We start from the raw sequence: 18,269 nt of genomic DNA, 5'->3' as shown, positions 1-18,269 counted from the left end.
GGGCAAGAAGCGACCTCAGACCGCCCCCTCAACCAGCCGCATCGCGAGATAGCGCTCCGGCTCGGGGTCCGCCTGCATCATGGTCCGGCACCAGGCCTCCCGCTCCGCATCGATGATGGCCAGTTCCCAGACACAGCCGATGGCCGGGCGCGTGGCCGTCTCCAGCGGCGCCGCGGCGCCATAGAGCTGGCGGTGAAAATGCTGGCAGAGGACCGAGCCCTGCACCCACCATTGCACCAGGATCGACACGCCCCCGTCTCCCGGATGAATGATCACGAAGCCCAGATCGTTGCTCTCACCCATGGCGGCCACCTTCGCAGGGACCTCGTCGGTCAGGATCCGCTCTGCCACCGCCCGCATCTCGGGGGTCACCTCCCGACCGGCGGCCACCAGACCATAGAGCTTGACCCGCAGGCGGCCGGTCTGCGCCTGCCCAGGTCGCTCACACCGCGCGGCTGATAGAGTTCAATCGGGGTCTCCGGCATCGGCACCGCTCCACATAAGTCTCCGGGCAAGGGATGTGTGCCAAGGACCCCGCCGCCCGTCCAGTGCGCACATGGCCTAGCCCTCGCCCAACAGCTCATCTGCGAGCCACCGCACCAGCTTGTCCGTGTCGGGATGCAGGTGCCGCCCGCCCCCGCGAAATACCGAGATCTCCTCGGGGCGCCGCACCGCCTCCGCGCAAGGTCGCACAAGCTTGCCATCGGCGATCAGCGCCTGCGTGGTCCGTGACCATCCAAGCGCCACCCCCTGCCCCATCGCCGCGGCCTGCAGCGCCATGGGGTAGCTGTCAAACGGCAAGACCCGCGCCTCCCGCAGCGGTGGCACACCCACCGCCTCGAACCAGGCCGCCCAGTCCATCCAGTCCTGCGGAACCACCCGGTGCGACAGCAGCGCAAAGGCGCCCAGCGCATCCGGGTCCAAGGGCAGCGGCCGGCCTGCGACCAGCTCCGGTGCACAGACCGGAAAGATCTCGTCCGCCGCCGTGAAGGCCAGCCGGTGACTGCCCGAGGGCCGCCCCGTCGTCTGCATGGCCACGTCGAAAGCCTCCGTCGCCTCTGTGATCGGTCGCAGAGTGGTGACCACCCGCAATTCGACACCGGGATGACGCTCGTGAAACCGGGCCAGCCGCGGCATCAGCCAATAGAACGCCTCGCACAGCTGGCATTGAAGGATCAGCTCCCCGGACAGCCGCGCCCCGCGCAGCGCGTTCATCTCCGTCGCGATGTCCGACAGGGCCGCACTCACCACGCGGCCCAGCCTGCGCCCCGCGTCGGTGAGAAACACCGCCCGGTTCCGCCGCTCAAAGAGCGGTGTGTCCAGCTCCCGCTCCAGCTGCGCGATCTGCTTGCTCACCGCCGTCTGGGTCATGCCCAGCTCCTCCGCCGCACGCGAAAAGCTCTCCAACCGCGCTGCCGCCTCGAACGGCCGCAACCGTGACAGCGGCGGCAGTGCCAATCTTCGCTGCTCCATAACTTTACCTCATGCAAATGAGAGAGGAACTCATTTTATACCTCCTCTTTTACATGATTTTTCTGCTGCATGAGACCCTTTCGAAGGCCCACCCCATGACAGCGCCACCGCACGGCAGGTCCGCCGCCATCCTGGCGATCATCCTCTCGGTCTTTGCGCTCTCGCTCGGGGATGCGCTGATCAAGGGTACGGGCCTGTCGCTGCCGCTGTGGCAGATGTATATCCTGCGCTCGGCCCTGGCCCTGCCGATGCTTTGGGTCCTGGCGCGCCGGCAAGGTCCGCTCTGGCCCGCAGCCCCCTTCTGGGTGGCGCTGCGCAGCGCGCTTCTGGTCGTGATGTGGCTCAGCTACTACCTCGCCCTGCCGCAGATGCCGCTCTCGCTCGCCGCAGCCGCCTATTACACCGGTCCGCTCTTCATCCTCGCCCTCGCGGCGGCACAGGCCCGCCGCTGGCCGACCCCCCGCGCATGGGCCGCGATCACGGGCGGCTTTCTGGGCGTCCTGCTGATCCTGCGCCCGGATGCAGATGCCCTCCAACCCGCCACCCTGCTGCCGCTGCTCGCCGCCGGGCTCTACGCCTGCGCCATGATGCTGACCGCCGCCCGGTGCCGCGAGGAGAGCCCGCTGGTCCTGGCCCTGGCGCTCAACATCGGCTTCATCGTCGCAGGGCTGGCACTGGGGCTCCTCTCACGCGCAGACGGCGGGGTGCTGCGCGGCCCCTGGCAGCCGCTCGACGCGCGGCTGATCGGGACCATCGCGGCACTCGCGGTGATCATCCTCATCGGCAGCGTGGGCGCGGCCTTCGCCTATCAGAGCGGCCCCCCGGTCACCGTGGCCGTCTTCGATTACAGCTATCTTCTGTTCAGCCTGCTCTGGGGCCACCTCTTCTTCGGCGAGCGTCCGGGCCCCGTGGCGCTCCTCGGCATCGGCCTGATCTTCGCAGCGGGCCTGCTCGCCCTGCCCCGGCGGCGCTGACCCGCGCGCCGGCTAGAGCACCGGCCCGATGGTGGCGATGACATTGTGCCAGATCCGCTCGTGCCGCGGCCAGGCCAGCACCTCGGCATGATGCACCACATCCGACTGCGCGACATAGCTCTGCTGGCGCGCCCGCAGATCGCATGTCACGCCTGGATCCTGCAGCAGGATGTTGTTCTCGTAATTCAGGTCAAAGCTGCGCTGGTCGAGGTTCGACGACCCGATCACGCTCACACAGCCATCCACGGTCAGCGTCTTGGCATGCAGCAGCCCGTCCCGGTACTCGTGGATCTGACAGCCTGCGGACAACAGCTTGCGATAGTAGCTCCGGCTCGCCGCCGCCACCACCCAGCTGTCATTGCGCTTGGGGAAGATCAACTGCACCGCCACCCCGCGGTGCGCTGCCGCACAGAGCGCCTCCAGAACGGTGGCATCCGGCACGAAATAGGGTGTCGACAGGATCAGCTCCTCCTGCGCCGAGGCAAAAAGCCCCGAGAAGAGCTGCGGCGTCGCACCCCGCCGCTCGGTCGGCCCGTCGCCCATCACCTGCGCCGGAAACCCGCCCGCCTGCGGCTCCTCATAGAGGTCGAAGGCCTCCAGATGCTCCCCCGTCGCCTGCAGCCAGTCGCTCAGGAACAAGATCTCGTTCTGCGCCACCACCGGCCCTTCGAAGCGCAGCATCACATCCACCCAGGGCCCGTATTGCGCCTTGATCAGAAACGCCGGGTCCGCCGCATTCTGGCTGCCGCAATAGGTGATCCTGCCGTCGATCACGGTGATCTTGCGGTGGTTGCGCAGATCCAGCCGACTGGTCAGCACCGTGCGCACCGGCTTTTTCAGCGGCAGCGTCACTGCGCATTGCACGCCCGCCTCGCCCATGCGCCGCCAGAGCGGCGAGCGCACCAGCCGCCGCGAGCCCAGACCATCCGCCAGCGCCCGGCAGATCACGCCGCGCTGCGCCGCGCGAATAAGGGCCTCGGCGATCGCCGTGCCTGTCTCGTCGGTCAGCCAGATGTAGTAGAGCACGCTCACCCGCTCGGTCGCGGCCTCAATGTCCTGCACCAGCCGCGCCGTGGTGGCCGCCTCGTCTGCCAGCAGCTCCGCCCGGTTGCCCGGCACCGGGTGAAACCCATTGATCGAGGCTGCATAGTGAAACGCCGGGCGGTACAGCGGCGCAATCAGGTCATCGGCCGATCCGGGCGCGCCCATGAAATCCGCCATCTTGGCGCGCAGCGCATCAAAGACCGCCTGATGCCGCCTGTTCGCCCGGTGCCCCAGATCGACCTCGCCGAAGAGGAAGTAAACCGCGCTGCCGAAATAGGGCAGCAGGTTCAGCACCACGAACCAGGCCATGCGCGCGGGCGGCGACAGGTCATCGCGCAGCAGGATCCGCGTGGTGAAGCCGATCACCACGAAGACATGCGCCGCCACCGCCAGCCAGATCATCGCGCAGCCTCCGCGAAGGCCACATCCATCACGATGGGAAGATGGTCCGAGGCCCGCCGCGCCAGTTCCGAGCGATGCACATGCGCGGAGACGGGCCGCACCGCGCCCGCCAGCACGAAGCGGTCGAGCGCCGTGACCGGGCGCGCGGCATGAAAGCTCGGCCCGGGCGAGACCACGCGCGCACCCGCATCAAACCCCATCTTGTCTCCGTTCCACTCGTTGAAATCACCGGCGATGATGACCGGATGATCGCACCCGTCGAGGTAGGCCTGCAGCGCCGTCATCTGCTTGCGCCGGATCGCGCGGGTGAGGCCAAGATGCGCGCCCACCACCTCCAGATCTGGCGGACCGACCCGTACCGCAACAGCGCCCCGCGGCTCCAGCGAGGGGATGTCGATCCGGCAGGTCTCCCGCACCGCAAATCGGTCCCGCATCAGGATCGCATTGCCGTGCCAGCCATGGCTCAGCGGGCGGGCCGAGACATCGGCCAGCACATAGCCCTGCTCGCGCTCCAGACGCTCAAGCGGCAGCACACCCTCGCGCGGCCCGGTGCGCTTGTCGGCCTCCTGCAGCACCACCACATCCGCATCGATCTCCGCCAGCACATCGGCAATCCGGTCCGGGTCACGCCGCCAGTCGAGGCCGACCGCCTTGCGGATATTATAGCTGGCGATCCGCATCACGCGGCGGTCACTCTCAACACGTCTATCCAGCCCGCCTCGCGCATGGCACATCCTTCAACCTGCTGCACCGGATGACATCCCCCGGGGCCACCACACGCTCTGGGCGGAGTTCACCGCCCCGCGGCGACTTTGGCAAGAGCCCGCGACAAAATTCCGCGCGCGAGGGGCCAATAGCGGGCCCCCGCACTTGGCCGCATGCCCGCCTCTCAGAGCGCGGCCTTGCCCTCGACGTCCACCGCCGCTTCGGGCACCCGCGCAACTGCCACAGAGCCGTGCCGAAGCGCAAGGCGCCGGTGACATCCGCCACCCCCGGCAGCAGACATCCCGGTTTCGTCCGTCACCATCCGATCGGTCGCGTCAAAGTCCGGCAAAAGCCGAGCGAGCTGCATCACTCGAGAAGCCGGTGCCCTCCGTCATCCCGCAAGTCCAGCCATGCTATTCTACGCCCGCGACGCGGGGGATCGCCGCCCTGATCCCGGCGATCCCATCGGCCAGAACACGGGCGGCGCGTGCAACGGCGACGGGCGGCGGGCCCGTGTCGCTGTACAACAGCAGCAGCGACCATAAGATCTCTTCGAACCGGCGGCCTCGCGCTTCGCACGGGCCCAGGACGCGTCGCCACCTCCGCACTGGAGCGCCCCCGACCAAAGTCGCATTTCGTCGCCCCGGCGCTCCCGTGCAATCATGCGCGCATGTTGGTGCGCGCCCTTCTGCTCTGGATCCTCGCGGTCCTGGGACCGTCCTCCGCGTCGGCGGAACCCTCCCCGCGCGACGTGCTTGCCCCGCTGATCGTACCTCCCATGTCGCTGGGCGAGGTGATCAACGACCAGGGCGTCTATGAACTCCTGAACTCGGGCGGCGCGCATGCGGGCTATGTCTTCGAGACCGAACCCATGGCGCCCCTGCCCGGCTTCTCCGGCGCGCCGATCAATGCGCTGGTGGTGCTCGACCTCGACGGGCGCTTTCTTGATGTGCAACTGCTCACCCACAACGAACCCATCTTCGTGTCCGGCCTGCCCGAAAAGCTCTTCTTCGACTTCTTCACGCAGTACCGCGGCCACTCGATCTCCGACAGCCTCGTGGTCGGCTCGCCCTATGGCGCAGGAGACGACAGCTCCGCACTGGTCTACCTCGACGGGGTGACCAAGGGCACCGCCAGCGTGCGTATCGCCCATGAAAGCATCCTCGCCGCAGCCCTCCAGATCGCGCGCGAGAAGATGGGCGGCGTCTCCGCCGGCCCGCCCGCCTACCCCAACCGCGACCACACCGAAGACCTCACCTGGGACGATCTGGTCGCCCAGGGTCTCGTCGCCCGCAAGACCGTCACCAACGCCGAGATCCAGGCGCTCTTTGACGGAACTGTCTGGGAGGATGACGACCCCGACGCGCTGGACGACCCCGAAGGCATCTACCTCGACCTCTGGCTCGTGGACCTCGGCCCGCCGTCGATTGCCCGCGCCGTGCTCTCCGAGGACGGCTTCGCAGCGCTGCAAGACTTCATGTCCATCTCCACCAGCGACGAGCCCCTGCTGGTGATCGAAGCGGGCCGCCATGGCCTCGTTTCCGAGGACTTCGTGCGCAACACCGCGCCCGACTGGCTGAGCGCGGAACAGGGCGGCTTCCCCATCGCCCTGCGCGACGCCGACCTGATCATCGAGCTCAACGACGATGTGCCCGACGCGCTGCACGACGCCGCGGATTTCGGCGCGGGGCTGATCCTGCGCACCGACCGGCGGCTGGGGTTCGACCCCGCCTCGGACTGGACGTTCAAGGTGAAGGCCGTGCGCGAACATGGCATGTTCCAGCCCGAGATCGGCTCCGTCTCGCTCGACCTGACGCATCAGACCGACGCACGGTTCTTCTCCCGCCCCGTGGTGCAGGCGCCCAATCCGCCCTGGCTGGAGGCGCTGCGCGGGCGCGCCGTGGATATCGCCATTGCCGCCGTGGCCCTCACCACGCTCTGCGCCGTCCTGCTGCTGCGGCAGTCCGAATTGGCAGCACTGCGCCACTACACCCCCATACGCCTCGGTATCCTCGCCGCTGTCACGGGCTTCATCGGCTGGTGGGGCCAGGGCCAGCTCTCCATCGTCACGCCGCTCGCCACGCTGCGCGCGGCCCTCGAGGGCGGCTCCTACGCCTTCCTGATCTACGACGCCTTCTCGCTGGTGATCTGGGGCTTTGCGCTGCTCGGTCTCGTGCTCTGGGGCCGTGGCCTCTTCTGCGGCTGGCTCTGCCCCTTCGGCGCGCTGCAGGAATTCGCGAGCCACATCGGCCGCGCCCTTCGCATCCCCCAGATCGAACCCAACGCGACATGGGACGCACGCCTGAGCTGGCTCAAATACGCCGTGCTCGGGGCCCTCGTCGCGGTGGTCGTCGTGGCCCCCGGCTACACCGACAAGGCGGCAGAGGTCGAACCCTTCAAGACCGCCATCACCACCTTTTTCGTGCGCGAATGGTACTATGTCGCCTACGCGGTCTTCTGGCTGCTCCTGTCGATGGTGCTCTTCAAGGGCTTCTGCCGCTACGTCTGCCCCTTGGGCGCGTTTCTGGCTATCGGCGGGCTGGTCCGAGGTCGGGCGTGGATCCCCCGGCGCGAGGCCTGCGGCAGCCCCTGCCAGCTCTGCAAGGTCAAATGCCGCTATGGCGCGATCAAGCAGACCGGCGAGATCCGCTATGATGAATGCTTCCACTGCCTCGATTGCGTGACGATCCACGACGACCGGGCGCAATGCGTGCCGCTGATCCTCGCGGACCGGGCCGGGACGCGGCGCAGGGTGGCCGCCGAATGATCTCTCGCCGCCGCTTCCTCGCGATCAGCTGCGCCGCTCTGGGGGCGCCCGCCCGTGCCGCGGGTTTCACAACCCGCTGGCACGGGCGGGCGTTGGGCGCAGATGTCAGCGTCGTGATCCGTGGCCCCGCCGAGATGGCCGAACCGGCGCTCGCCGAGGCGCGGCGGCTGATCGCCCGCATCGAGGCGCTGTTCAGCCTCTACGATCCCGAGAGCCGGCTCGTCACGCTGAACCGCACGGGACATCTCGCCGCCCCGCCCCCGGATATGCTGGCGCTCTTCGCGGCGAGCGACGCGGTCCATGCGGCAACCGGCGGCCTCTTCGATCCCACGGTGCAGGTGCTCTGGCAGGCTCTGGCCACGGGCGCGCCGCTGGAGCAGGCCCGCGCGCATGTGGACTGGTCCCGTGTGGCGTTCGGCCCTGCGGGCCTCCATCTCTCTCCGGGCCAACAGCTCAGCTTCAACGGCATCGCCCAGGGCTACGCCACCGATCTGGTCAGCGACGCGCTGCGCCGCGCGGGCCTGCGCGACATCCATGTGAACATCGGCGAGCATGCCGCCTTCGGCCCCGCGCGCCGGCTCGGCCTCTCCGACCCCGCGCATGGTCATCTGGGTCATCTGACCCTGCAGGACGGCGCGGTTGCGACCTCCAGCCCCGGCGCGACCCGGCTGAACGGCAGCGGCCATATCTTTGGGCCAACGGGCGGTGCACCTCGCTGGTCCACGGTCTCGGTCACCGCAACACGGGCAACCGAGGCCGACGCACTCTCCACCGCGCTCTGCCTCGCGCCGCTGTCTCTCATGGAAGAGCTGCGCGTTCGTCCGGGGGTCCGGCGTATCATTGCCGTTGACCACACCGGTGATCTGATCACCCTCTAGAAACGGAAAACGCCGCCCCGAGAGGCGGCGTCAGGTCTTGGCCGATGGGTCCGCGTCTCAGGCGACGGCGTCCACCGCACGCTTGGTCATCACAGCCACCAGATGCGCCCGGTAGGCGCCGGTGCCGTGCAGGTCGGAGATCATGCCGTCGCCCGACAGCGACAGCCCATCAAGCGCCCCGGCGGAGAAGTCCGACGACAGCGCCGCCTCGGCCTCGGACCAGCGGAAGACACCGTCTTCCGAGGCCCCTGTCACTGCCACACGCACCCCATCGGCGAACTTCGCCACAAAGACGCCCACCAGCGCAAAGCGCGACGCGGGCTGCACGAACTTCTGATAGTTCGCCGCCTCGGGGATCGGAAAGCGCACCTCGGTGATGATCTCGCCCTCGTCCAGCGCGGTGTCGAACATGCCCTGGAAATAGTCATCGGCCGCGATCTCGCGGGTGTTGGTCACCACCGTGGCCCCCGAGCCCAGAACACCCGCGGGATAACAGGCAGAAGGGTCGTTGTTGGCCAGCGATCCGCCGATCGTGCCGCGGTTGCGCACCGCCGGGTCGCCGATATGGCTCGCCATCGCCGCCAGCGCGGGGTACTGCGTCGCCTCCCGCGCGACCGTCGCATGGGTGGTCGCTCCGCCGATACACAGCTGCCCGTCATCGCCGGTGCAGACGCCCTTCATCTCGGCCACACCGCTCAGGCTCACCAGCACCGACGGGCTCGCCAACCGTTGCTTCAGCGTCGGGATCAGCGTCTGACCGCCCCCCAGCGCCTGCGCCTCATCGCGCCCCATAGCGGCAACCGCATCGGCCACCGTGCCCGGGGTCTCTACATCGAAGTTGTACATATTCTGTCTCCTCTCCCGGCAAGTCTGGGTCCCGCGGGGCCTCTCGATCTTGCCAGATAAACTGCGAGGGCGCGAGGCGGCATCGACCGCTCGCGCCCCAAGCTCATCACCCGTGCATCGCCGCCCAGACACGTGCCGGGGTTGCCGGCATGTCGATATGCGCGACATCATGCCCGCCCGACTGCAGCGCATCAATAATCGCATTGATCACCGTCGGCGGCGAGCCGATGGCCCCGGCCTCGCCACAGCCCTTCACGCCCAAGGGGTTGTGCGTGCAGGGCGTCTGGCAGGAGTGATCGACCACATAGTGATCCATCTGCGGCAGGTTGTCGGCGCGCGGCATGGTGTAATCCATGTAACTCGCCGTCAGCAGCTGGCCGTTCTCGTCATAGGAACAGTTCTCCAGCAGCGCCTGGCCGATGCCTTGCGCGATCCCGCCATGCACCTGCCCTTCCACGATCATCGGGTTGACCACATTGCCGAAGTCATCGGCCGAGGCAAAGCGCTCGATGGTGACCTCGCCGGTGGCCGGATCGACCTCCACTTCACAGGTGTAGGCGCCCGCCGGATAGGTGAAGTTCGACGGATCATAGAACGCCGTCTCCTCCAGCCCCGGCTCGATGTCCTCCAGCGGGTAGTTATGCGGCACGTAAGCCGCCAGGGTCACATCCCCCCAGGCCACCGATTTATCCGTGCCCGCGACACTGAAGGCGCCGTCCTTGAGCTCGATATCGCTCTCGGAGGCCTCCAGCAGGTGCGAGGCGATCTTCTTCGCCTTAGCGATGATCTTCTCGGTCGCGCGCACCATGGCCGAGCCCCCCACCGCGATCGAGCGCGAGCCATAGGTGCCCATGCCCATCGGCGTCTTGGAGGTGTCGCCATGCACGATCTCGACCATGTTCTCGTCGATCCCGATCATGTCGGCCACCACCTGCGCAAAGGAGGTCTCATGCCCCTGCCCGTGAGAATGCGAGCCGGTCATCACCACCAGACCGCCGGTGGCATTGACCCGCACCGTGGCGCTCTCATAGAGCCCCGCGCGCGCGCCCAATTGCCCCACGAGGTTCGAGGGCGCGATGCCGCAGGCCTCGATGAAGCAGTTGATGCCAAAGCCGCGCAGCTTGCCCTTGGCCTCGCTCTCGGCCCGGCGGGCTGCGAACCCGTCCCGATCCGAGATCTCCAGCACCTTGTCCATGGTCGCGTGGTAATCGCCGGTGTCATACTCCACCGCCACTGGCGTCGCATAAGGAAACTCGGTGATGAAGTTCTGCCGCCGCAGTTCCACCGGGTCGACGCCCAGCTCCCGCGCCGCCTTGTCGATCACCCGCTCCAGCTGGAACGTCGCCTCGGGCCGACCGGCCCCGCGATAGGCATCGACCGGCACCGTATTCGTAAACACCGCCTTCACGTTCACATAGATCAGCGGCGTCTTGTAGTTCCCCGCCATCAGCGTGCCATGCAGCCAGGTCGGGATCGACGGCGCAAAGGTGCTCAGGTAAGCCCCCATGTTGGCATAGGTCTCGGTGCGCACGGCGGTGAAGTTGTTGTCCCCGTCCAGCGCCAGTTCGATCTTGGTCACATGGTCGCGGCCATGGGCGTCCGACATGAAGGCCTCCGACCGGCTCGACGTCCACTTGACCGCGCGGTTGCACGCCTTGGCGGCAAAGGTGCAAAAGGCCTCCTCCTGATAGTGGAAGATCTTGGTGCCGAAGCCGCCGCCCACATCCGGGGCCACCACACGCAGCTTGTGCTCAGGGATTCCAAGCACGAAAGCGCCCATCAGCAGGCGGATCACATGCGGATTCTGCGAGGTTGTATAGAGCGTCGACTCGTCCGTGCCCCGGGCATAATCGCCCACCGCCACACGCGGCTCCATCGGGTTGGCGACTAACCGGTTGTTCACCAGCTCCAGCGTCGTCACATGCGCCGCCGCCTCAAAGGCCGCGTCCGTGGCATCCTTGTTCTCTTCGACAAACCCCCAGTCGTAGCAGAGGTTCGAGGTCAGATCGTCATGCACCTTCACGTCGTCGCTGGCGACCGCCGCCTTCATGTCGACCACGGCGGGCAGCTCGTCGATGTCCACCACGATGGCTTCGGCCGCATCGCGCGCCTGCTCCAACGTGTCAGCGACAACAGCTGCGATGGGCTCACCCACGTGCCGCACTTTGCCATGGGCCAGGATCGGGTGCTTGGGCTCCTGCATCGGCTGGCCATGCTTGTCCGTCACCTGCCAGCCGCAGGGCATGCCGCCGACGGCTTCAAAATCCGCGCCGGTGAAGACCTTCACGACCCCCGGCATCCCCTCGGCGGCGCCGGTGTCGACCGACGTGATCGTGCCATGGGCGATGTCAGAGCGCAGGAAAAACACGTGCGCCTGCCCGTGGATGTTGATGTCGTCGGTGTAATTTCCGGTCCCGGTCAGGAACCGTACGTCCTCGCGCCGCTTGGAACTGGCGCCAATGCCTCCGTCTTTCGGCATATCCTTCCTCCCTGTCAAACGGTGGCCTGAAAGCCCACCTTACCTGTTGGTTGTACTTTGGTCGCCCCAGGGGCAGACCGTCGTGCGTTTTGTTCCACGCGCAACTGACAGGTGGGGTGGGCTTTCAGGCCACCCTCCCCGGCGCGTCGTGATGCTATTCGGCCGCGACGGGCGCGACATCCTGCCCGGAGGCCGCCATGATCGCCTTGACGATGTTGTGGTACCCGGTGCAGCGGCAGATATTGCCTTCCAGATAGTCGCGCACCTCCGCCTCGCTGGGCTTGGGGTTCTCCTTCAGCAAGGCCGCCGCCGACATCACCATCCCCGGCGTACAAAACCCGCACTGCAGCCCGTGATGGTCCTGGAACGCCTGCTGGATCACGCTCAGCGAGCCATCCGCATTGGCCATCCCCTCGACGGTCGTGACCTCGGAGCCCGCAGCCTCGACCGCCAGCATGGTGCAGGCCTTCACCGCCTCGCCATCCACATGCACCACGCAGGCCCCGCACTGGCTGGTGTCGCAGCCCACATGCGTGCCCGTCAGCTTCAACTCATCGCGCAAGAACGACGAGAGCAGCGTCCGGCCCTCGACGTCTCCGGACGCCGCGCGCCCGTTCACTGTCATTTCAATCTTGGTCATTCATACCTCCCTGGATTGAACCCCACCTAACCAGACACCATCGAGCGGAACCAGCCCTTCTTCGGGGCGTCCGGCGATGCATCCGCGGCCTCATCCTCGGCAGGGCCTTCCACGGCCTGCCGGAACTTCTCGAAAAACTGATCGGCCATCTTGCGCGCGAACCCGTCGATGATCCGGCTGCCGAGCTGCGCCAGCTTGCCGCCCACCTTGGCCTCCGCCTCATAGTCGAGCCGCGTGCCGCCCTCCTCTTCGACAAGCTGCACCTTGGCCCCGCCCTTGGCAAAGCCCGCAGCACCGCCCTTGCCCTCGCCGACGAGGCGCAGGCTTTCAGGGGGCACACGGTCCTGCAACTGGACCTCGCCCTTGAAGGTGGCCTTCACCGGGCCGACCTTCTGCACGACAGTGGCGGCAAATCCGTCCTCCGGCGTGCCGGTCATCTCCTGGCATCCGGGCACGCACTCCTTGAGCACATCCGGGCTCAGCAGCGCGGCCCAGACCGTCTCGCGGTCAGCGTCAATCTTGATCGATCCGGACATTTCCATGGCGGTCTCCTCCTGTCTTGGTCCCGACGTTACGTTGTGCCCCCGCCGCGCGATATAAGACCAATGGATAGGTCTAGCGCTCGGGCGGCTGAAAACTCAGGCCGTAGGCGTCATAAATCCCCGCAATCCGCCCGTCCTCCAGGGCCGTCCGGATGGCATCGTCCACGTCATAGGCCAGAGGACGGTAGCGGAAATTCACGCCCACGCCCAGCGTCCAGGTGCCCACCGCAAAGCCGGGCAGCGGCGGTTGGTGCAGCCCCACACCCGCGCCCAACCCATGCTCCAGCTGCGCGCGCGGGCCCATCGCGGCCTTGACCTCGCCTGCCGCCAACGCCGCCATCGCCGCCTCCACATCCGGATAGCGCCGGATATTGGCGCCGAGCTGCCCGCCCGCGAGACCGGAGAGATAGAAATCCGCTATGGAATCATTCTCCACCGCCACCGTGTCAAAGCGGAAATAGGCCGGCACCGGTTTCTCCTCCGGATAGGCCTCCTGCCGGTACGCAATGGCAATCGTCTCGGTCTGATACTGCCCGGTGAAGACCACCTGCTCCACCCGGCACTTGAACGCCGAATCGTAGGGCACCCGCATCATCACATTGGCAATCCGCCCGCCGATCAGCGCCCCGCGCCACAGGTTGTTGCGCAGATCCGCATCCAGGTTCTCACCCGCCGCGACGAAGTTGAACCGCGGCTCCACGCCGATGTACTCCGCAATCAGCCGCGCAATCTCCACATCCACGCCGCGCGGCTGCCCCGCCTCTTCCCAGGAATAGGGCGGATACTCCTCATAGACCGCAAAGAGCATATGCCCCTGCTCGATGATCTGGTCGAGCTCCCGGCCCACGATATCGCGGCTCGCGTTCTGGGGCCGCGCCTGCGGCACGTGATCGGCACAGGGGTCATTGGCCCAGACGGGCGCAGGGCCGACCAAAAGACCGACCCCGAGACTGACAGCTATCATCAGGGAGAAAAGCTTCATGCCCGCCAGTCTGTTCGCTTAATGCGCCGCTGACAAGCCGATCGTCAGGATCTCCGCCGCGCGCTTGTAGGCCACCGGCGTGCCGTCGATCACATTGCTCGCGCGGAACGCGATGCTGTCGGCCAGCGGCGCCCCCGAGAGGGTCTCGATCTCCGCCGCAATCTCGCTCAGCCGCGCCTTGGCCGCATCGGGGTCCGCCCCCGCCGGATCCTCGGCCCAGGCCGCAAACTGATCGCGCATCTCTTTCAACTCGTCCGAGCGCGCGTCCACCATGTCCTGGTCGGGCCGCGTCTCGATGTAAGTCCGAATGGCCCAGGCCGCCTTCTGACCGAGCAGATCGCCGAAGGCCGGCATCTTGGTAATCCCGTTCTGCGTATAGCCATGGATGAAGCGCTCCATATACCATTCATCCCCGTATTCCTCCGCCTCCAGGAAGCGCAGATCCGGCGCCAAGCCGCCCGAGATCACCTCCAGCCCGTGACAGCGCGCGCAGTTCTGGTTGTACCCCGAGGCGCCGATCTCCACCGCCGCCTGCCAGACATCCTCGCCCACCGCCTCGGCGCGATACGGGTTCTCGATCAGCCATTCCTCACCCACATCGGGCAACGCATCGGTGTTCACCGGCTGCGGCGCCACATCGCCATGGGCCCAGACCAGCGTGGCGGCACAGAGCAATGCAGCCGTCGTCATTCCTGTCTTCAACATCGTGAAAACCCTCCCGTTTCGAAGTTGGCTTTGATCTAACGCGACGCCCCGCACGGCAACAATGCGACCTTGGTCGTGAAGCGGCGGCCCCACGCCCGCCGCGGCATTGGACATTGGTCGCATAGCCTGTCCGCGCCGCCTCCGTCATCCTGTCGCCGACTGGGAGGGTCCATGCTGAAACACCTGCTCGCATCCGCGATATCCTTGGGTCTCTGCACCACAGCCCTGGCTGACACGCTGCAGGTGCCGCTGATCTGGCTGCGCCACGCCGAAGCCGAACGCCCGGTGCTCTCCAACCTCGACCCGATCCCCGAAGACCGCGGCCAGGCGGGCGCCGAACTGGGCCTCTCGGACAACCTCACCACCGGTAAATTCCTTGGGCAGGACTACAGCCTCGAAGTGATCGAGATCCCGCCCGAAGCGGACCCCCTGCCCGACGCCCGCGCCGCCCTCGCGCGCTCCCCCTACATGGTGCTCGACGCCCCCGCCGAGACGCTGCTCGCCATCGCCGATCTGCCGGAAGCGCAAGGCGCGATGCTCTTCAACGCCGCCGCCTCCGACATGGCCCTGCGCGGCGAAAACTGCCGCGCCAACCTGCTCCATACGAAAACCAGCTACGCGATGCAGACCGACGCGCTCATGCAATTCGCCCGCGCCAAACGCTGGGAAGACCTGGTGCTGATCACCGGCAACGCCCCGGAAGATGCCGCGTATGCTGCGGCCCTCACCGCAAGTGCTGCTAAATTCGGGCTCACCATCGCCGAGACCAAACCCTGGATCTTCGACGCCGACATGCGCCGCAACGCCGCCCAGGAAGTGCCGCTCTTCACCCAAGACCTCGCGGACCATGACCTCCTGCTCATCGCCGATGTGGCCAACGACTTCGCCCGCTATATCGCCTATAACACCTGGACCCCCCGCCCCATCGCAGGCTCCGAAGGCCTCCGCCCCGTCTCCTGGGCACCCGTCGTCGAACAATGGGGCGCCGCGCAACTGCACAGCCGCTTCCAGGATCTCGCAGGCCGCGACATGACCCCGCGCGACTACGCCGCCTGGGCCGCCGTGCGCGCCGTGGGCGAGGCCGTCACCCGCACCCAATCCGCCGACCCCACCACAATCCGCGATTACCTGCTGTCGGACAATTTCGAGCTCGCAGGCTTCAAGGGCCGCCCACTGTCCTTCCGCACGTGGAACGGCCAGATGCGCCAGCCGATCCCGCTGGTGACGCGTGCCGCCCTCGTCGCGCAAGCGCCCCTCGAAGGCTTCCTGCACCAGCGTACCGAGCTCGACACCCTGGGCCTCGACGCCCCCGAAAGCCCCTGCACGGCCTTCCAATAGGCCCCTTCATTTTTCCCCAAATACTCCGGGGAGTGTGAGGGGCTGGCCCCTCACGAGCACCGCAAAAAGGAGACGCGCCTTGACCTGTAAACCGATCCTCCTCGCCATCCCTCTGCTCGCCACACCCGCGCTGGCGGACGAGATGTGGATCTCCAATGAAAAGGACGACACCCTCAGCGTGATCGACATCGAAACGCTGGAGGTCGTGCGCACCATCGACGTGGGCGAACGCCCGCGCGGCATCACCTTCTCCAAGGATTACTCGGTGCTCTACGTCTGTGCGTCGGACAGCGACACGGTGCAGGTGATCGACCCCGACAGCGGCGAGGTCCTGCATGAGCTGCCCTCGGGCGAGGACCCCGAGCAATTCGTGCTGCATCCTGATGACCGCCACCTCTACATCGCCAATGAGGATGACGCGATCACCACCGTGGTCGACACCGAGAGCCGCACCGTGGTGGCCCAGATCAGCGTCGGCATCGAGCCCGAAGGCATGGCCGTGAGCCCCGACGGCAAAATCGCCATCACCACCTCCGAGACCACCAACATGGCCCATTGGATCGACACCGAAAGCCAGGAGATCTTTGCCAACACGCTGGTCGACAGCCGCCCGCGCCACGCCGAGTTCATCAAGGAGGGCACCGAGCTCTGGGTCAGCGCCGAGATCGGCGGCACCATCTCCGTCTTTGATGTGGCGACGCAGGACGAGATCACCAAGATCGACTTCGCCGTCGATGGCGTGCACCCCGACCGGGTGCAGCCGGTGGGCTTCGAGATGACCGCGGGCGACACCCACGCCTATGTGGCGCTCGGCCCCTCGAATCACATCGCGGTGGTGAATGCCGAGACTTACGAGGTCGAGGACTATATCCTCGTGGGCCGCCGCGTCTGGCATCTGGACTTCAACGCCGACCGCTCCCTGGCCTTCACCACCAACGGGGTCTCCGGCGATGTCACGGTGATCGACGTGGCCAGCCGCGAGGCGATCAAGTCGATCAAGGTCGGCCGCTTCCCCTGGGGCGCCGCCTTCCGCCCCACGGGAGGTTAACGTCTCACTGCGCCACCGCACGCCACGCACCGACGTGATACCGACGTCATACCGACGCGATACAGACATCCCACCGACGCCCCATTCCGGGCCGCCTCCCGGCGGTCCGGTTTGGCAACACCATGGGACAAATCACGGCTAAATCCGCCAAAATACTGATTTTAATATCTAATTCCCCATGAAAGTCCTGCGACCTTTGGCGAAGAGCAACACCCGCGCCGATGTGCTAGACTGATGCCCATGAAACATGCCCTGATCCCGCTGCTGCTCATCGCACCGCCCGCCCTCGCCGACGACACCGACCCGGGCGGCACGCTGAACCCCTCCGAGATGACCTGGGAATCCATGCTTGACCGGGCCGACCGGGGCGAGACCGGTATGGTGCTCTGCGCCAGCGGCTACATGATCACCAAGAAGGGCGAACACGCGGCCGCCCGGCGGCTGTTCGAGCGCTGCGCGGAGGCGGGCTACACCGGCGCGATGACCTGGATGAGCCAGCTCGACAACAATGGCCTGGGCGGCGACTACGACCCCGACGCCGCAGCCGACTGGGACCGGCGGGCCGCGGAGCTCGGCGATCCGGTCGGCAAGTTCAACCACGGCCTGAACCTGATGCGCGGCCATGGCACCGCACAGGACGAGACCCTCGGGCGCCAATTCGTCGATGAGGCCGCAGCCGCAGGTCTCGCCGTCGCCAAACGCCTTCAAGGCGCAGGCTACGATCTCGACGAGGTCACGCCCGACGCCGACAACTGGAAATACGCGCCGGTCTTCTGAGCAAACGGGCCGGGCCTCCCAGCCGGGTACGATATGCACAGGTCAGAAGCGCCCTCGCCCCCATCGAGGGGGGTCGGGCGCTGCCCGGCGGCTCCCGCCGGGCCGGCCAGCGGAGCGGTTCGGTTCGGCGTTCGCCCAAGCCCTTAGCGAATGACCATCCGCGGCAGCCAGTGGCCCTCCGGGTCCGCCTCTTCCAGATCGACCTCCCGGACCGGGCGCAGCTCCCCCGCCTCCGGCGGCACCGCGAGCACGCCCATGTCCATCTCATACATGCGCCCCACCAGGCCCTCGCCCACGGTTTCCAACCGGTAATAAACCCCATTCCACATATTGATCCCGTAGTCCGTCTTGCCCTTCCACACAAAGAGGAAATCATATTCCAGATCGATCAGATCATCCGATATATCTCTTTTGATGTCATAAGGATACGGCACATGGCACCAGATTTTCTCCGCCCCTTCGATGCATCGAAACGGACGCATCGACAGGAAGTGATCCGAGAACACCGCGTCATTCAACGCCACGCTGTAGCTGTTGCGCGGCCCGGCCAGCGTCGCGACCTCGATCCGCGTGCCATCCGCCTCTTCCAGATAGACGGTCGCCCCATCCACCTCCGCCGCACCGGCAAGTCCCGGCACCAGCACCAATGCCCCCAACAACCGCATGTCA

General features: G+C 66.8%; 18 protein-coding genes. 6 read left to right on the top strand and 12 right to left on the bottom strand.

Annotation, left to right across the window (positions count from 1 at the left end; all coding sequences use genetic code 11):
- Positions 1-15: 15 nt before the first annotated feature.
- A complete protein-coding gene (locus Q1A71_RS12100) occupies positions 16-372 on the bottom strand; it encodes a hypothetical protein (RefSeq protein WP_299676102.1) in 357 nt (118 codons plus the stop codon).
- Between the two features lie 189 nt (positions 373-561).
- Positions 562-1,458: a LysR substrate-binding domain-containing protein gene (locus Q1A71_RS12095; RefSeq protein WP_299676099.1), complete on the bottom strand. Its 897-nt coding sequence runs from the start codon at positions 1,456-1,458 to the stop codon at positions 562-564.
- Between the two features lie 110 nt (positions 1,459-1,568).
- Here Q1A71_RS12095 and Q1A71_RS12090 point away from each other — a divergent pair, with 110 nt between their 5' ends.
- Positions 1,569-2,447, top strand: a complete 879-nt coding sequence (locus tag Q1A71_RS12090) for a DMT family transporter (protein WP_299676097.1) — start codon at positions 1,569-1,571, stop codon at positions 2,445-2,447.
- A 12-nt stretch (positions 2,448-2,459) separates the two neighbouring features.
- Here Q1A71_RS12090 and cls read toward each other — a convergent pair whose 3' ends face one another.
- The 3 genes from cls to Q1A71_RS12075 form a co-directional block, all read right to left on the bottom strand.
- Positions 2,460-3,893: a cardiolipin synthase gene (cls, locus tag Q1A71_RS12085; protein ID WP_299676094.1), complete on the bottom strand. Its 1,434-nt coding sequence runs from the start codon at positions 3,891-3,893 to the stop codon at positions 2,460-2,462.
- Positions 3,890-4,573 (bottom strand): endonuclease/exonuclease/phosphatase family protein, encoded by a 684-nt coding sequence (locus Q1A71_RS12080; protein ID WP_299677019.1) that lies wholly within the window; start codon positions 4,571-4,573, stop codon positions 3,890-3,892. The genes cls and Q1A71_RS12080 overlap by 4 nt, the downstream gene beginning before the upstream one ends.
- Positions 4,574-4,782: 209 nt before the next feature.
- Positions 4,783-4,968 carry a hypothetical protein gene (locus Q1A71_RS12075; RefSeq protein ID WP_299676091.1) on the bottom strand — a complete coding sequence of 62 codons (186 nt, stop codon included), beginning with the start codon at positions 4,966-4,968 and terminating at the stop codon, positions 4,783-4,785.
- A 300-nt stretch (positions 4,969-5,268) separates the two neighbouring features.
- On the opposite strand from Q1A71_RS12075, the gene Q1A71_RS12070 reads away from it, so the two are divergent.
- Entirely contained in the window at positions 5,269-7,365 is a 2,097-nt protein-coding gene (locus tag Q1A71_RS12070; protein WP_299676088.1) for a 4Fe-4S binding protein, read from the top strand.
- Positions 7,362-8,243, top strand: coding sequence for an FAD:protein FMN transferase (locus Q1A71_RS12065; protein WP_299676085.1), 882 nt, complete (start codon positions 7,362-7,364; stop codon positions 8,241-8,243). Before Q1A71_RS12070 ends, Q1A71_RS12065 begins: the two co-directional genes overlap by 4 nt.
- A 57-nt stretch (positions 8,244-8,300) precedes the next feature.
- Here Q1A71_RS12065 and Q1A71_RS12060 read toward each other — a convergent pair whose 3' ends face one another.
- From Q1A71_RS12060 to pedF, 6 genes are all read right to left on the bottom strand, one after another.
- A complete protein-coding gene (locus Q1A71_RS12060; protein WP_299676083.1) occupies positions 8,301-9,089 on the bottom strand; it encodes a xanthine dehydrogenase family protein subunit M in 789 nt (262 codons plus the stop codon).
- A gap of 106 nt (positions 9,090-9,195) precedes the next feature.
- The gene (locus Q1A71_RS12055) at positions 9,196-11,568 is read right to left on the bottom strand and encodes a xanthine dehydrogenase family protein molybdopterin-binding subunit (protein WP_299676080.1); all 2,373 of its coding nucleotides are present in this window, start codon (positions 11,566-11,568) and stop codon (positions 9,196-9,198) included.
- 154 nt (positions 11,569-11,722) lie between these two features.
- Positions 11,723-12,208: a (2Fe-2S)-binding protein gene (locus Q1A71_RS12050; RefSeq protein WP_299676077.1), complete on the bottom strand. Its 486-nt coding sequence runs from the start codon at positions 12,206-12,208 to the stop codon at positions 11,723-11,725.
- Between the two features lie 26 nt (positions 12,209-12,234).
- Positions 12,235-12,750, bottom strand: a complete 516-nt coding sequence (locus Q1A71_RS12045) for a carbon monoxide dehydrogenase subunit G (RefSeq protein ID WP_299676074.1) — start codon at positions 12,748-12,750, stop codon at positions 12,235-12,237.
- Between the two features lie 73 nt (positions 12,751-12,823).
- Complete coding sequence (locus Q1A71_RS12040) at positions 12,824-13,732, bottom strand: transporter substrate-binding domain-containing protein (RefSeq protein ID WP_299676071.1); 909 nt, start codon at positions 13,730-13,732, stop codon at positions 12,824-12,826.
- Positions 13,733-13,750: 18 nt separating this feature from the next.
- Complete coding sequence (gene pedF / locus Q1A71_RS12035) at positions 13,751-14,437, bottom strand: cytochrome c-550 PedF (RefSeq protein WP_299676068.1); 687 nt, start codon at positions 14,435-14,437, stop codon at positions 13,751-13,753.
- Positions 14,438-14,608: 171 nt separating this feature from the next.
- Here pedF and Q1A71_RS12030 point away from each other — a divergent pair, with 171 nt between their 5' ends.
- The 3 genes from Q1A71_RS12030 to Q1A71_RS12020 all read left to right on the top strand — a co-directional run bounded on the left by Q1A71_RS12030 (position 14,609) and on the right by Q1A71_RS12020 (position 17,600).
- Complete coding sequence (locus tag Q1A71_RS12030) at positions 14,609-15,775, top strand: ABC transporter substrate-binding protein (protein ID WP_299676065.1); 1,167 nt, start codon at positions 14,609-14,611, stop codon at positions 15,773-15,775.
- 79 nt (positions 15,776-15,854) lie between these two features.
- Positions 15,855-16,823, top strand: a complete 969-nt coding sequence (locus Q1A71_RS12025) for a YVTN family beta-propeller repeat protein (RefSeq protein WP_299676062.1) — start codon at positions 15,855-15,857, stop codon at positions 16,821-16,823.
- A 240-nt stretch (positions 16,824-17,063) separates the two neighbouring features.
- Positions 17,064-17,600 (top strand): sel1 repeat family protein, encoded by a 537-nt coding sequence (locus Q1A71_RS12020; RefSeq protein WP_299676059.1) that lies wholly within the window; start codon positions 17,064-17,066, stop codon positions 17,598-17,600.
- A gap of 143 nt (positions 17,601-17,743) precedes the next feature.
- On the opposite strand, the gene Q1A71_RS12015 is transcribed toward Q1A71_RS12020, so the two are convergent.
- Entirely contained in the window at positions 17,744-18,265 is a 522-nt protein-coding gene (locus Q1A71_RS12015; RefSeq protein ID WP_299676056.1) for a hypothetical protein, read from the bottom strand.
- Between the last annotated feature and the right edge of the window lie 4 nt (positions 18,266-18,269).

Source organism: uncultured Roseobacter sp., from assembly GCF_947493125.1.
Lineage (GTDB): Bacteria > Pseudomonadota > Alphaproteobacteria > Rhodobacterales > Rhodobacteraceae > Roseobacter.
The sequence above is the reverse complement of the archived record's forward strand: the minus strand, read 5'-3'. Positions and strand labels throughout refer to the sequence as shown.